Source organism: Sphingobium aromaticiconvertens, from assembly GCF_037154075.1.
In the GTDB taxonomy this organism is placed as follows: Bacteria; Pseudomonadota; Alphaproteobacteria; order Sphingomonadales; family Sphingomonadaceae; genus Sphingobium; species Sphingobium aromaticiconvertens.
The window spans coordinates 3,560,205-3,573,787 of sequence record NZ_JBANRJ010000001.1 but is presented as its reverse complement, the minus strand read 5'-3'; the positions used below and the strand labels follow the sequence as shown (position 1 = coordinate 3,573,787).

At 61.7% G+C, this 13,583-nt stretch carries 16 protein-coding genes; 8 read left to right on the top strand and 8 right to left on the bottom strand.

Annotated elements, in window-relative coordinates; all coding sequences use genetic code 11:
• Nucleotides 1–90: 90 nt before the first annotated feature.
• Nucleotides 91–1,839 (top strand): putative bifunctional diguanylate cyclase/phosphodiesterase, encoded by a 1,749-nt coding sequence (locus tag WFR25_RS17045; protein ID WP_419723164.1) that lies wholly within the window; start codon nt 91–93, stop codon nt 1,837–1,839.
• On the opposite strand, the gene WFR25_RS17040 is transcribed toward WFR25_RS17045, so the two are convergent.
• The 4 genes from WFR25_RS17040 to WFR25_RS17025 are packed head-to-tail and all read right to left on the bottom strand — an operon-like array spanning nt 1,803 to nt 4,762.
• A complete protein-coding gene (locus WFR25_RS17040; RefSeq protein WP_336972508.1) occupies nt 1,803–3,041 on the bottom strand; it encodes a CCA tRNA nucleotidyltransferase in 1,239 nt (412 codons plus the stop codon). The two genes, WFR25_RS17045 and WFR25_RS17040, sit on opposite strands and share 37 nt — an antisense overlap.
• A complete protein-coding gene (locus tag WFR25_RS17035; RefSeq protein WP_336972506.1) occupies nt 3,022–3,636 on the bottom strand; it encodes a CoA pyrophosphatase in 615 nt (204 codons plus the stop codon). The genes WFR25_RS17040 and WFR25_RS17035 overlap by 20 nt, the downstream gene beginning before the upstream one ends.
• On the bottom strand, nt 3,633–4,199 hold the full coding sequence (locus WFR25_RS17030) for a DUF1285 domain-containing protein (RefSeq protein WP_336972504.1): 567 nt from the start codon (nt 4,197–4,199) through the stop codon (nt 3,633–3,635). The genes WFR25_RS17035 and WFR25_RS17030 overlap by 4 nt, the downstream gene beginning before the upstream one ends.
• A gap of 44 nt (nt 4,200–4,243) precedes the next feature.
• Nucleotides 4,244–4,762 carry a GNAT family N-acetyltransferase gene (locus WFR25_RS17025; RefSeq protein WP_336972502.1) on the bottom strand — a complete coding sequence of 173 codons (519 nt, stop codon included), beginning with the start codon at nt 4,760–4,762 and terminating at the stop codon, nt 4,244–4,246.
• A 135-nt stretch (nt 4,763–4,897) separates the two neighbouring features.
• On the opposite strand from WFR25_RS17025, the gene WFR25_RS17020 reads away from it, so the two are divergent.
• Complete coding sequence (locus WFR25_RS17020) at nt 4,898–5,281, top strand: dihydroneopterin aldolase (RefSeq protein ID WP_336972500.1); 384 nt, start codon at nt 4,898–4,900, stop codon at nt 5,279–5,281.
• Nucleotides 5,282–5,292: 11 nt separating this feature from the next.
• Here the strand turns inward: WFR25_RS17020 and WFR25_RS17015 are convergent, their stop codons facing one another.
• Nucleotides 5,293–6,237 (bottom strand): isopenicillin N synthase family dioxygenase, encoded by a 945-nt coding sequence (locus WFR25_RS17015; protein ID WP_336974933.1) that lies wholly within the window; start codon nt 6,235–6,237, stop codon nt 5,293–5,295.
• Between the two features lie 98 nt (nt 6,238–6,335).
• On the opposite strand from WFR25_RS17015, the gene WFR25_RS17010 reads away from it, so the two are divergent.
• The gene (locus WFR25_RS17010) at nt 6,336–6,743 is read left to right on the top strand and encodes an EVE domain-containing protein (RefSeq protein ID WP_336972497.1); all 408 of its coding nucleotides are present in this window, start codon (nt 6,336–6,338) and stop codon (nt 6,741–6,743) included.
• Nucleotides 6,744–6,896: 153 nt separating this feature from the next.
• Complete coding sequence (locus WFR25_RS17005) at nt 6,897–7,172, top strand: hypothetical protein (protein ID WP_336974931.1); 276 nt, start codon at nt 6,897–6,899, stop codon at nt 7,170–7,172.
• A 158-nt stretch (nt 7,173–7,330) separates the two neighbouring features.
• Here WFR25_RS17005 and WFR25_RS17000 read toward each other — a convergent pair whose 3' ends face one another.
• Nucleotides 7,331–7,645 carry a glycine zipper 2TM domain-containing protein gene (locus tag WFR25_RS17000; protein ID WP_336972496.1) on the bottom strand — a complete coding sequence of 105 codons (315 nt, stop codon included), beginning with the start codon at nt 7,643–7,645 and terminating at the stop codon, nt 7,331–7,333.
• Between the two features lie 770 nt (nt 7,646–8,415).
• Nucleotides 8,416–8,904, bottom strand: a complete 489-nt coding sequence (locus tag WFR25_RS16995; protein ID WP_336972495.1) for a hypothetical protein — start codon at nt 8,902–8,904, stop codon at nt 8,416–8,418.
• 199 nt (nt 8,905–9,103) lie between these two features.
• Between WFR25_RS16995 and betI the strand changes: the two genes are divergently transcribed.
• From betI to WFR25_RS16975, 4 genes are all read left to right on the top strand, one after another.
• The gene (gene betI, locus WFR25_RS16990) at nt 9,104–9,709 is read left to right on the top strand and encodes a transcriptional regulator BetI (protein WP_336972494.1); all 606 of its coding nucleotides are present in this window, start codon (nt 9,104–9,106) and stop codon (nt 9,707–9,709) included.
• A gap of 141 nt (nt 9,710–9,850) precedes the next feature.
• Nucleotides 9,851–10,414, top strand: a complete 564-nt coding sequence (gene ahpC, locus WFR25_RS16985; protein ID WP_336972492.1) for an alkyl hydroperoxide reductase subunit C — start codon at nt 9,851–9,853, stop codon at nt 10,412–10,414.
• A gap of 88 nt (nt 10,415–10,502) precedes the next feature.
• Complete coding sequence (gene ahpF, locus WFR25_RS16980; protein ID WP_336972491.1) at nt 10,503–12,083, top strand: alkyl hydroperoxide reductase subunit F; 1,581 nt, start codon at nt 10,503–10,505, stop codon at nt 12,081–12,083.
• A gap of 2 nt (nt 12,084–12,085) precedes the next feature.
• The gene (locus tag WFR25_RS16975) at nt 12,086–12,694 is read left to right on the top strand and encodes a hypothetical protein (protein ID WP_336972490.1); all 609 of its coding nucleotides are present in this window, start codon (nt 12,086–12,088) and stop codon (nt 12,692–12,694) included.
• Between the two features lie 76 nt (nt 12,695–12,770).
• On the opposite strand, the gene WFR25_RS16970 is transcribed toward WFR25_RS16975, so the two are convergent.
• Nucleotides 12,771–13,481, bottom strand: coding sequence for a L,D-transpeptidase family protein (locus WFR25_RS16970; protein ID WP_336972487.1), 711 nt, complete (start codon nt 13,479–13,481; stop codon nt 12,771–12,773).
• Between the last annotated feature and the right edge of the window lie 102 nt (nt 13,482–13,583).

Here is a 13,583-nt window from a genome sequence, read left to right as displayed (position 1 = left end):
GGCGTCGGCCTGTTCGGCTGACGTAAAAATCCTTTGGACAAATCGGACAACGTTTCCCGAAAATTTACCTCCTGCCACTATCGCGGACCTATGGAATCCGTGTCCGCGCATCACAGGGCGAACGAAAAGAAGGCTCGCGAACCCAGGTCCGCAGGCGTCGTCGAACCCGTGCGCGCGCCGGATCAGGCCGCAGGCTGGTTGAGCGCCCTGCCGCAGGGCGGCGCTATATTTACTTTTGAAAACAATCGATTATCTGTCCGCGCAGCCAATGATGGCTTCGCTGCCCGGTTCCTGACGACCACGGGTATAGAGCAGCGCCTCTCCAACTCTCAGTGGCGGGACCGCATCCTTGCTTTTCTCGAATCGAATCACCCTTCGGAGGGGTTCGAGTTGCGATGCGAGGGCAAGCTGGGGCCGGAATATTTCCACTGCACCATCGGGCGCGTGCCGTCGCGCGATGACAAGTGCGTCCAGTTGCTCGTTACGGCGATCGACCGCACCAGCGAGCGCCTGATCGAGAAGAATCTGCGGCGTGAATTGCTGTCGGACAGTCTGACCGCGCTACCCAATCGCACCGGCTTTGGTGAAGAGATTGACGACCGCATCGCTCACATCGCGCCAACGGACAATGCCGGCTTTGCGATCATCGCGATCGACCTGAGCCGGTTCAGCCGCGTCAACGAATCGCTGGGGCCGATGGCAGGCGATGAATTGCTGATCACGGTCGCCAAGCGGTTGAAGTCCGGGTTGCGGCAGGGTGATGTGCTGGCGCGCATCGGCGGCAATGATTTTGCGATCTTTGCGCGAATCAACAATGGCCTGTCGGACGCCTTGCATATCGTCCAGCGGGTCAAGGATGCGCTGAGTTCGCCGATCCGGCTGTCGGATCTTCAGATCCGCGTGGATTGTGCGATTGGCTGCGCGCTGTCGACCAGCCTGGACGAAGATCCCGACGACGTCGTTCGCAAGGCGCAGGCGGCGGTCAAGATCGCCAAGCACAGCGGCAAGATCGAAATCTATCGCAATGGCGTGCTCAAGGAAGCGCATCGCCGCTTTTCTGTCGAGAGCCGGTTGCGCGTCGCCTTGTCGCAGGGCGCGCTGAACCTGGCGTTCCAGCCGTTGATCCACCTCAAGACCGGAGAAGTGACCGGATTCGAGGCGCTGGCGCGATGGAATGATGAGGAACTGGGCGCGGTCTCGCCCATGGAGTTTATCGCCGTCGCCGAGGAAAGCGGCCTCATCACCCAGTTGGGTCGATGGGCGGCCTATGAGGCGGCGCAGACATTGTCGCGCTGGGATGCGGCCTTTGGCGAGGCGCTGCCGGTCGGGGTCAACGTCAACCTGTCGCCGATTCAGATGGCGCGGGACGATGTGGCGTCGATGTTCGAGGAAGCGCTGCGCTATGCGGGGATCGCGGGCAACCGCATGACCGCCGAGATTACCGAGGGCGCGATCATCGCCGACCCGGACAAGGCCCGCAAGCTACTGATTGCGCTGAAGGATTTGAAAATGTCCATTGCGATGGACGATTTCGGTACGGGCTATTCCAACCTGGCCAGCCTGCACACGCTGCCGATAGACATTCTAAAGATCGACCGCAGCTTTGTCTTCTCCATGCTGGAGGATCGCGAAAAGGAAGTGATCGTCCGAACCATATTGTCGCTCGCCGAATCGCTCAATCTCCACACCACGGCGGAGGGGATTGAGAGCCAGGCGCTGGCGTCACGGTTGCAGGAAATGGGCTGCTGGCAGGGTCAGGGCTATCATTTCGCCAAGCCGATGGGCGAGACGGAAGCGTTCGATTACTGGCGCGCGCGCTGGAACTTCGAAGTGATCTGATCGGCGATCACGCTGACACGTCTGGGGCCGGGAAAGCCCTCTTCCACCCATTGATCCTCGACCGCGCGCAGCGCCGTGGCGACATCCGGCCCGGCAGGTAGCCCGCGTGCGATCAATGCGCCGCCGCCAACGCCCAGTGTCGGACGTTGCCAGTCAGCCAGCGTCGCGATCAGGCTGAGGTCGGCGCTGGGATCAAGCAGGCAGCGATCGACCGCCGCTTCCTTACCAATGCGATAGGCGAGCGCCTGTGGACTGGCGGGTGGGCTGGCGGCGGTGGTTGGCGGGGCCAGCGCCGCCGCGATGCGCTTGCGCGCCTTGTTTGACAGCTTGAGGCGGGTGGCGATGTTGTCGGCAAGCGCTGCGTCCTGCGGCATGAGCGCGCACAGGCGACGAAGCGCTGAGGGAGGAGCCGCGGCACTGGCTTCCCGCGTGACGAGATTGGCCACCCGCTCTACACCGGCAGCGTCGATTTCCGGCAGGACGGCGCGCAATATGTTGCCCTCGATCATCAACCGCAGCACAGGCGCGGGGTCAGTGACAGCAAGCAGCTTCATCAGTTCATCGGCAATCCGCTCGCGCGATAGTGCCATCAGGCTGTTGGCGCCTGCAATACAGGCGCGATAGGCGACCTCATCCTGCTCGCCGGTACCGTAGCGGGCGAGGAAGCGGAAATAGCGCATGATACGCAGATGATCTTCCGCGATCCGTGCGTCCGCGCTGCCGATGAATCGGATGCGTCGGGCCGAGAGGTCGGCGAGGCCACCGAAATAATCGAATATCTCGCCCGTCAGGGGATCGGCGTAGAGCGCATTGATCGTGAAGTCGCGCCGGGCCGCATCCTCTCGCCAGTCGTCGGTATAAGCGACGGTCGCGCGCCGCCCGTCAGTGCTGACGTCGCGCCGCAATGTGGTGATCTCGACCGGCGCGCCCGCGACGATGGCTGTGACTGTGCCATGGTCGATGCCTGTGGGCACCGCCTTGATTCCCGCCGTCTTCAGGCAATCCAGTACGGCTTGCGGCGTCAGGGTCGTTGCGACGTCCACATCCTGAACCGGCAGGCCCAGCAGCGTATCGCGGACCGCGCCGCCGACGAAGCGGGCCGTGCCGTCGCGCGCGCCCAGTGCATCGAACAGGCTGTCCATGCCCGGCCCGTGCCGCCATGGGGCGTCAGGCAGATGGCTGTCAGGCCGTTTCGTGGTCATGGCCCAGCCTGCGCGAAAGATTGGCGAGAATGGCGGCGGTCACACCCCAGATGCGACGGTCCTGCCACTGGATTTCATAGAAATGCCGTTCCGCGCCCTCAAAGACGATGGATTTGCGCACGCGATTGGCAGGGGCCAGCGCAAAGGCGAGCGGCAGTTCGAACCAGCTCTCAACCTCACTCTCCTGCGCGTGGAGTGGCAGGTCGGGCGGAACAACGCCCAGCACGGGTACGATGTCGAAGCCGGTGAAGGTGTGATAGCGGTCGGACATGCCAATCACCTCGACCCGGTCAGGGGGCAGGGCGATTTCCTCCTGCGCTTCGCGGAGCGCTGCGGCGATCTCGTCCGCGTCTTCGGGGTCCATGCGGCCACCGGGAAAGGCAATCTGGCCCGGATGTTTGCGAAGAAAGGCGGAGCGCTGGGTCAGGATCAGGCCGGGTTCGGGACGGTCGGTGACGGCCACCAGCACGGCGGCAGGCGCCAACGCTATCTGCGCGCCGTCGATCCGGGGGTCGCGCGTATCCGATACATCCAGGCCGATGTCGCGCGCATGCCCATCAATCAACGCGGCGCGTAGCCGCTGCGCCAGCGTCATGCCTGACCATCCAGGCGGAAGAAGGCGCCATCGCTCCAGAGGCCTGCGGGGATGGAGCCTTCCTCCAGCGCGAGGTTCATCAATTCATAATAGACGCTGCGGGCGACCAGCGCTTCCAACCCTGCGCGGACGAGCAGATAGGGGTGGGGGCCGTTCTCGCTCTCACGGATGGTCAGCGCATGGTCGGGGCCAGCCGTCAGCAGATCGCCGGTGTTGAGGCGGAAGGCGAGGGTGCGGGTTTCGCCTGTGCCTTCGCCCTTCATCTCGACCGCGACGAAGGGGGCGTCATCGACGGCGATGGTCAGTTTTTCGACCGGGGTGACGAGGACGAAGCTGCCGTCCGGTTCGCGCCGCAAGATGGTGGAGAAGAGGCGGACCATCGCCTCCCGCCCGATCGGCGATCCCTGATGGAACCATGTGCCGTCGCGGGCGATCCGCATCTCACTGTCGCCGCAATGGTCGGGGTTCCATTGATCGACCGGCGGTAGACGCTTTTCCTGCGCCAATCGGGCGACGTCAGCGAGCGAAAGCGTGTCGAGATCGGGCAATGGGTCCATGGGCATGGGTAGGGAGATAGGATCGCAAAGCCACGAACGCAAAAGGGAAATCAGGCGCTGACCCGGATTCGCGGTCCCAGCATGCCCGTGCCGCCAATAATGCGGCCGTCGACCGAGAGCGCCATCAGGCGGCGCTGCTCGAACGGGCCGGGGGCGTTCCAGCCGCCGGTGCCCTCTGCGGTGAAGCCCCAGAAGCGGCCATAATATTCAGGATCGCCGATCATCATCAGCGGATCGCTGTGCTGCGCGCGCGCCGCCGCGACCACCGCATCCATCATTGCACGGCCATGGCCGCCAAGCTGGAGCGAAGGTTCGACCGCGACGGGGCCGACCATGACCAACGGGATCTGCACCCCATCGGCGCCATGCAGCGCCACGGGCCAGCTTTGCAGCGAACCGATGAGGTCGCCGTCCGCGTTCGCGATGCCGAACGACAAATGGGGCAGCCATGCCATCCCCTCACGGATTTTATACGCGGTGCGCCCCCGTCGCTCGGCCCCGAACGCCGCATCGAGCAGCCGGTCGACGGCGCTTTCCGGGAAGCTGGCGAGGGAGAGGAGTGATGACACGACTTGCCGATCCGCAATCTATGGCGCATGGAGCGCGCCGGAAGCGGCGGGCTTTAGCGCCTGTTCGTGAAAATCATAGTATAATGTTGTGACCGATTGCCGACTACGGCCTTGGGTCCGTGGGCCTGGCGACATATGAATATTCCGAGCGAAGACACACTGATCCTTGAGGTCGATAATCTGCACGTCGATGTGCTGACCGGCATCTATTCGGAAGAGACGCACCTGCCGCAGCCGTTGCGGATATCGGTGCGCGCGCTGCTGGCCCACGACGATCATTATGCGCCGGATACGCCGCTGGCGCGGTCGAAAAACTATATGGACCTGAAACATGCGGCGACCACCGCGTTGCCGGAGGGCGTGCATTTCACGCTGATCGAGGCGGTGGCCGACCATATCATCGACACGGTGCTCTTGCAGGATGCGAAGGTGCGCCGGGTCGAGGTGAAGATCGTGAAGCTCGCGCTCAGTGAGCGGGGCGAGGATATCGGGATTACCCTCGCCCGGTCGCGCAAATAGAGCGCTTATCCCTACTTCTTGATCAGACCGATCTCCACCAGCCGCTCGTGCAGATAGTCGTGGGCGGTGATTGGTAGGTCGCGGCGGGGATTCTCTGCGCTCACGCATTGCGGTAGCGCGTCGATGATGAAGTCTGGCCGCAGGTGCAGAAAGAAGGGCATCGAATAGCGCGAATGGCCGCGCCGTTCCGGCGGCGGGTTGACGACGCGGTGACTGGTCGAGGGCAAGACATGGTTGGTCAGCCGCTGAAGCATGTCGCCCACATTGATGGCGAGCGCGCCGGGCGGCGGCACCACGGGAAGCCAGTTGCCGTCGCGGTCCTTTAACTCAAGGCCGCCTTCTTCCGCGCCCAGTAGCAGGGTGATGAGGTTGATATCCTCATGCGCGCCCGCACGGATGCCCGGCGCTTGCGGCGAAACAGGGGGATAATGAAGCAGGCGCAGGATGGAGTTGCCCTTGTCGATGGGGCCATCGAACCAGCGTTCCTCCAGCCCCAGATATAAAGCGATCGCCGACAGCAATTCCGCGCCGACCCGGTCAAACTCTGCATAGAGGCGGGTGAAGACGTCGAGGAACTCGGGGATCTCCTCGGGCCAGATGTTGGACGGCATCGAATCGGCGAGCGGGTCGCCTTCGGGCAGGTCGCGGCCGACATGCCAGAATTCCTTAAGGTCATTCTCGCGCGCGCCCTTGGCGATTTCCGTGCCGAAGGCGGTGTAGCCGCGCTGGCCGCCATTGGATTTTCCATCGTAGCGGCGCTTGGCGTCTTCGGGCAGGGCGAAGAAGCGTTTGGCCAGCGTCCAGCCTTTATCGACCAGCGTCTGGTCCATGCCATGGTCGCTGACGATGGCGAAGCCGAACTGCTGGAAGCTGTTGCCGAAACGCTGGGCGAAATCGGCCTTGCTCTCTCCCCGCAACGACAGCAGGGGCACGCGGTCCAGTACCGATTGTGACACGTTGATGTCCTTCCGAAACGCAAATAGTGGCGGCTCCTTGGGGCCGCGCATATGTGCTGATCCTTGATCGTCATGGCGCACTGATGCAAGAAGAAGCGATGAACTATTGGCTCATGAAATCCGAACCCGACGTCTTTTCCTATGACGATCTGGTGAAAAAGGGACGCGCGGAATGGGATGGGGTGCGTAATCACACCGCCCAGTTGAACATGAGGGCGATGAAGAAGGGCGACCTGTCGCTATTCTATCACAGCAATATCGGCGTGGAGGCGGTCGGCATCATGGAAATCGTCGAGGAGGCCGCGCCCGACAGCACGGATGAGACGGGCAAGTGGATGGCCGTCCATGTTGGGCCGAAGGAAAAGCTGCCCAAGCCAGTGACGCTTAAGACCATGAAGGCCGATCCGGCGCTGGCCGACATGGTGATGCTCCGCCAGTCGCGTCTGTCTGTAGCGCCGCTGACCAAAGCGCAGTTCGATCATATCGTTGCACTTGCGAAGGGCTAGCCCGTCCGGTTGCACCATTGATTGCGTTGCGTGCAATCGGTTCGGCGCGCTTTGCGATTGCCGCTTTGTTGCGTCGCAGCGTAGATGGGCGTCAACAGAACAGAATATATTGAGGAAGTTTGATCGGCATTCCTAAGGAGAAAACCTATGCGAATGCTGTCCAAGATCATTGTCGCCGGCGCCTTTGGTGCCATCGCCGCCGCTGCCCCCGCCAATGCGGAAGAAGCCGGGAAGCAGCGCTTCACGCACGAGGGTTATACCTATGTGTATGACGTGAAGGAAACCAAGACCGGCCAGGTCATCAGCGGTCGTCGCTTCCCCGACGCCGTTGCCTTCAACCTCGCCGTCAAGAATGGCAAGGTAAAGGGCGTTTCGGGTGGCCAGAACGTCAACTTCTCGGTCGACGAAGCGCGCGGCGCGGCCCAATAAGCCCGCAACACGCAAGCCTTACCGCTTTTGAATAGAAAAGGGCGGCTCCGGTAGCGGAGCCGCCCTTTTTCGTGCGCCCATTTCATGCACTTGTCGGAGCGCATGAAGGCCGGGACGGAGGAAAGCGGCAAGGGCGCTTCTCTCCGTCCCACGCCTGTTCAGCGGCAGGTGCGCTTGCTGTCGATCGACTTGCCAAGCAGCGCGCCGCCCGCAGCGCCCAGCAGGGTGCCGGTGGTCCGTTCGCCACGGGTATCGACTGCGCGGCCTGCAAGGGCGCCCGCGGCACCACCGATAATCAGTCCGGTCGTGCCGTTGGACTTTTTGCAATAGGTGCGACCGTCACGACCACGCCATTCGCGACCGCGATAATCCCGGTCGCGATCCCGACGGGCTTCGGCCTTGTCGGTCGGAATTGCCATCGACACGGGGATGGCGAGGGAAAGGGCAGACAGGGCAATAATGGCTTTACGCATGGAATATCTCCTCCAGATAATGATGAATTGCTGCATCAACCCGCACATAATGGCGTGCGTTGCATGAACGTCAGACAACATCATAACATTCAGGATTAATTGAATTATTTTTTTACGTGCTGAAGGGCATTCAGGTGCTGGAAGGGGTTTCTCGCCAATATTTTCGTTAACGGAGAGCCGTGTCGGTGGACGAATGGGCGTCGACAAATTGCAGCGCCATTCCGGGGATTTGATTTTTCCTTCTTTACGCCGATCTGCTCGCTCGACCGAACGGGAAAGCCGCGCGTTTCCGCCATTTTTCTGACTTATCCACAGTTGTCCACAGCTTTGATCGTCATACGCTCGTCAAAAACTACGAATCCGCTTTGCGCGACTCGCGTTAAGTGACAGCATCCTTGTATCGACAGAGCAGGGCCTTCGGCGAAAACCGAAGGATAAAAGCAAGGGAAACCAAGCTTTTATCGCCTGGGTTGATCGTTGGAACATGCTCCCGACCGCAAGCGAAGGTGCATTAACCAGCGACCTCGCCCGAATGCCGAGTGCGCGCGAAAGTGAACGCCGGGCAGGCTGGACAGGGTGCAAAGGTGAAGGTTCCCAGGAACCGGAGCCGGAGCAACGCGAAGGACAAGCTTTTGGGCAAGGCCATCGCGACGCGGGATACGCCGCTTTGAACCCGCAAGGGCGATAGCGAGACGATCCGGCGGATGTGGGGACCGGCAGCAATGCCGGTCCCCATTTTGCGCTGGGGAAACGTTTGGATCAGAGCGCAGTCAGCGGCAATAGCCTTCCTGATTCGGAATGATGATCAGGCAGTCGGCCTTGCCCGCCAGATATTTGAAGCCCGTTTCCTTGCCGCTGCCCGGCCGGATCGACAGATCCTTGCCTTCGCGAACAAATCGGATCGTCGTGCCTTCGCCGACACCCTGATAATCGGCCTGGCGATCGAGCGTGTCCTTGTTGGTGATGGCATAGTGACCCGGCTGGCCATCAGGTGAAGGCTGGATGTCGAGGAACAGTCCTTCGGGACCGGCCCAGCGCCCGACCCATGCGTCGGTCGGCAGGGGCGCGCCCGCATTATTCTCGCCCACGCGCACGGCATCGGGATCCTCGATCGTCTCGACGGTCGCGCCGTTGGCGAGGCTATTGGGCACATTTGTGGCGTTATCCGCTCCTGTGCCGCATCCGCCCAGCAGCAGGGCTGCGGCCAGTGTCGCCCAGGCAGGCGCGGAACCCACGCGGGCGGGGGATGTAAAAGTCATTCATCTTCTCCAGCTTATGTTGCGGAGCAACGTCTTGCACCAGAGTTGCGGCGCAATGTCATTGAGCAACGGTCCTCCGCCGGGTTCGATCCATTGTGACAATATGGTGTCTTGTCATGCTACAGGATGACAGGGTCGTTGCGAACGGAAAGCTGCAGGAATGGGGGGGCGTGATGGGGGTCATGATAGTGGGATTTCAATGAAGGGACGATTCGTTCGCGAAAGTCCCGATGTACGGCGGCAGGCGTTGATCGACGCCACGGCGTTGTGCCTGGCAGAGCGGGGCGCGGCGGGTACGTCCGTTCGGGCGATCTGTTCACGGGCGGGCGTGTCTTCGGGCCTGCTTACCCATTATTTCGATGGGGTCGATGCCCTGATCCTGGCCACCTATCGCGATGTCTGCACGCGCGTGGCGCATGCGCTGGAGCAAGGTGTGGCGCAAGCGGGGGACGATCCGCGAACACGGCTGCGGGCCTATATACTCGCCAATTTCCGGGCGCCGATTCTGGACGCCGATCTGCTGGCTACGTGGATCGCCTTCTGGAGTCTGGTCAAGAGCAACCCGGCCATGTCCGCCGCTCATGCGGAAATGTACGGCGCGGGGCGGGCACGGATGGAGGGGCTGTTGCAGGCAGCGGCGCCCGCCATGCCGGCGGCGCAGGTGCGGCTGGCAGCGATCGGGTTGACGGCGCTGGTCGATGGCTTGTGGCTGGAATTATGCCTGGACCCCAGCAATTTTTCCGCCAGCGAGGCGGACCGGATATTGACGGACTGGATCGACACGTTGGTTGGCCACGGGGAATGAAGACGATCTGGTCGATCAATCGGCGAGTCTGTGATCGCTTTTGTCACTCACCGCATCCGAGAAAACCAATTTCCGGACTCGCCGCTGCTGCCCTACATGGAGGTCCGTAACGACAACCCTGAACAAGGATTAGGACAGCCCATGGCGCTTATCAACACCACCATCAAGCCATTCACTGCCACCGCTTATAAGGAAGGCAAGTTCGTTGACGTCACCGACGCCGACGTAAAGGGCAAGTGGGCGATCTTCTTCTTCTATCCGGCTGACTTCACCTTCGTCTGCCCGACCGAGCTGGAAGATCTGGCTGGCATCTACCCGACGCTTCAGGGTCTGAATGTCGAAGTGTATTCGGTGTCGACCGACACCCATTTCAGCCATAAGGCCTGGCACGACACCTCGCCCGCGATCAGCAAGATCAACTATTATATGCTGGGCGACCAGTCGGGCCAGATCACCAATAATTTCGATGTGATGCGTGCGGGCGTTGGCCTGGCCGACCGCGCGACCTTCCTGGTCGATCCCGAAGGCGTGATTCAGTTCATGGAAATCACTTCGGAAGGTGTTGGCCGCAACGCGACCGAACTGCTGCGCAAGGTGAAGGCTGCACAATATGTCGCCGCTCACCCCGGCGAAGTCTGCCCGGCCAAGTGGGAAGAGGGTGAAGAGACCCTGGCCCCATCGCTCGACCTGGTCGGCAAGATCTAAACACTGATCCCCCTGAGGGTCGCGATATGGCTCGGGGTGGAACCTCCGCCCTGAGCCATATTTGTATCTATCGAAGGAGTTTTTTCGCATGCTCGACGCCACCCTGACGCAGCAGCTCAAGGCCTATCTGGTCAACATCCGTGAGCCGATCGAACTGGTCGCCTCTTTGGGTGACGACGCCAAGTCGCAGGAACTGGGCGGGCTGCTGAACGAAATTGCGGCTTTGTCGGATAAAGTGTCCGTCGTGACCGGCTCCGACAAGCGCACGCCCAGCTTCATGATCCGCCGCGTCGGCACCGACATCGGTGTGCGTTTCGCCGGTATCCCGATGGGCCATGAGTTCACCTCGCTGGTGCTGGCGCTGTTGCAGGTCGGCGGCCATCCGTCGAAGGCCGCGCAGGATGTCATTCAACAGATCAAGGATCTGGATGGCGATTTCGCCTTCGAAACCTATTTCTCGCTATCGTGCCAGAACTGCCCCGATGTGGTGCAGGCGCTGAACCTGATGAGCATACTCAATCCCCGGATCAGCCATGTCGCCATCGACGGCGCGCTGTTCCAGGCGGAAGTGGACGAGCGCAAGGTGATGGCGGTGCCTACCGTCTTCCTGAACGGCGAACCCTTTGGTCAGGGGCGCATGGAACTGGAGCAGATCGTCGCCAAGATCGACAGCGGCGCGGTCGCCCGTGCGGCGGAGAAGATCAAGGCACAGGAGCCGTTCGAGGTGCTGATCGTCGGTGGCGGCCCCGCGGGCGCAGCATCGGCCATCTATGCGGCGCGCAAGGGCATCCGCACCGGCGTAGCGGCGGAGCGTTTTGGCGGGCAGGTGCTGGACACGATGGGGATCGAGAATTTCATCTCCGTCTCCCACACCGAAGGGCCGAAGCTGGCCGCGCAACTGGAGAACCACGTCAAGGAGTATGACGTGGAGATCATGAACCTGCAAAAGGCGACGAAGCTGATCCCGGCCAAGAGCGAAGGCGGCTATCATGAGGTCGTGCTGGAAAATGGCGCGTCGCTGAAGGGGCGCACCGTGATCCTGTCGACCGGCGCGCGCTGGAGGACGATGAACGTGCCGGGCGAGGACGACTATCGGAACAAGGGCGTGGCCTATTGCCCGCACTGCGATGGTCCGTTGTTCAAGGGCAAGCGCGTGGCGGTGATCGGCGGCGGCAATAGCGGCGTCGAGGCGGCCATTGACCTGGCGGGCATCGTGGCGCATGTGACGCTGATCGAGTTTGACAGCCAGTTGCGAGCGGACGCCGTGTTGCAGCGCAAGTTGGCCAGCCTGCCCAACGTCAAGATCATCACCTCTGCCCTGACCACGAAGGTCGATGGCGATGGTGAGAAGGTGACGGGCCTGTCCTACAAGGACCGCAACAGCGGCACCGAGCATGACGTCGCGCTGGAGGGTATCTTCGTCCAGATCGGCCTGGTGCCCAACACCGAATGGTTGAAGGACGCGATCGCCCTGTCGCCGCGCGGCGAGATCGAGATCGACGCGCGTGGCGAGACGAGCCAACCGGGCATCTTCGCGGCAGGCGATGTGACGACCGTGCCCTATAAGCAGATCGTGATAGCCATGGGCGCGGGATCGACGGCGGCGCTGTCCGCCTTCGATTATCTCATCCGCTTGCCCGCTGCGGAGGAAGCAGCACAGGCGGCATAAGGATGAAAGGGGCGGCCTGCGGGTCGCCCCTTTTTTTGGTGGTTGCTCTCCAGCCTGCCCAGAAATCAGAACTAATTAACTTGCCGCTCCAATTTGGCTTTTCAGCGAGCGGTAGAAAACGACCACTTTCAGGCGGAATGGCTCTGCCCTATGGTCGAGCTATGCACCGTCGAATCACGATTGCGCTCTGGCTGCTCTTCACTTCATCATCGGCGCTCGCCTGTTCGCCACCACAGGGCGAGGTTGAGCTATCCAGCGCGGAAATCTCCAAAATAACCCATGAACGAATTGAACGCAGCGACGCAATAATTGATGCGCTTGTAGTGCAAACGAAGGAAGGTGCCTTCTTCCTGAAACCTTTTAAGGTATGGAAAGGCAAACCTCGTCGCCTGTATTCCATAGGAAATTCTGATTGCGATGTTAGTCTGGTCGCTGGATCGAAAGTCCGCGCATTGCTTGAGGGGAATTCATCCAGTTGGATGATGATGGCGCCGCTATATAATCGCAAGATGGGAACGCGCCTGTTCGATAGCATCGTGGATGCTAGCTTGCATCACGCTCGCCCGAAAGACTTCGAGAATGGCAGTTTGCCATATCCACCTGTGCCCTGATCAAGGAGCGGTGTCTGCTTCCCACCGTCTACGGACACCCTACGGCTCTCTCAGAAATCGAAACCTATATGGCTGGCTAATAGCGTCGCCCGCTGGACAGTCGCAGGCGGAAGATTTCGGGGTCGATGTCCAGCCGGGGCATGTCGGGCGCTGGTGGTTCGATCTGGGTGGGGGCCGCGCGGGGCGTGAAGGTGACGATCGTACTGCCGGGATCGGTCAGGATCAGCGGGTCGAGCGCCAATACCGGACTGATCTCACCCCGTTGCACCGAAACCAGTGTGCCCAGTTGGGTAAGTTCGAACAGCCGCTTGGCGAAGGCGAGGGGCAGGCGAATGCAGCCGTGGGAGGCGGGGCGACCGGGATTATGGCCGGCGTGGAGGGCGATGCCGTCCCATGTCAGCCGCTGCATATAGGGCATGGGGGCGTTGCTGTAGATGTTGGAGCGGTGCCATTGCCGCTTTTGCAGGATCGGGAATTGGCCGGTGGGCGTGCTGTGCCCCTTCATTCCCGTCGATACGCTGGCCATGCCGATCAGTGTGTCGCCCATATAGACATGGACCATCTGCTTTTCGATGCTGATCACCATCGACAGCGGGCCGTTCCACGGCCCCTCGCTCAACCAGCGCCATGCGCCCGGCGCCAGCTCTCCATCGGGGAGGGGGCGGGCTAAGGCAGGGCGCGGGGCGACTGGTTTGCGTGGTGCCGGTTTCGTTATGGCCTTGCGTGCGGGGGGGGCGGCGTCGGCTGGTGTCAGAGCCAACGGCGCGGCCAGAAGGGCGGCGGTCACAATCCAGCACAGCGCGGACGGAAAAAGGGGGCAGGCAGTCATTAATGATCAATTAAGCACAGGTGGAGCCGCTGTCCCACCGCTTTTGCAGGGGCGGGGCAT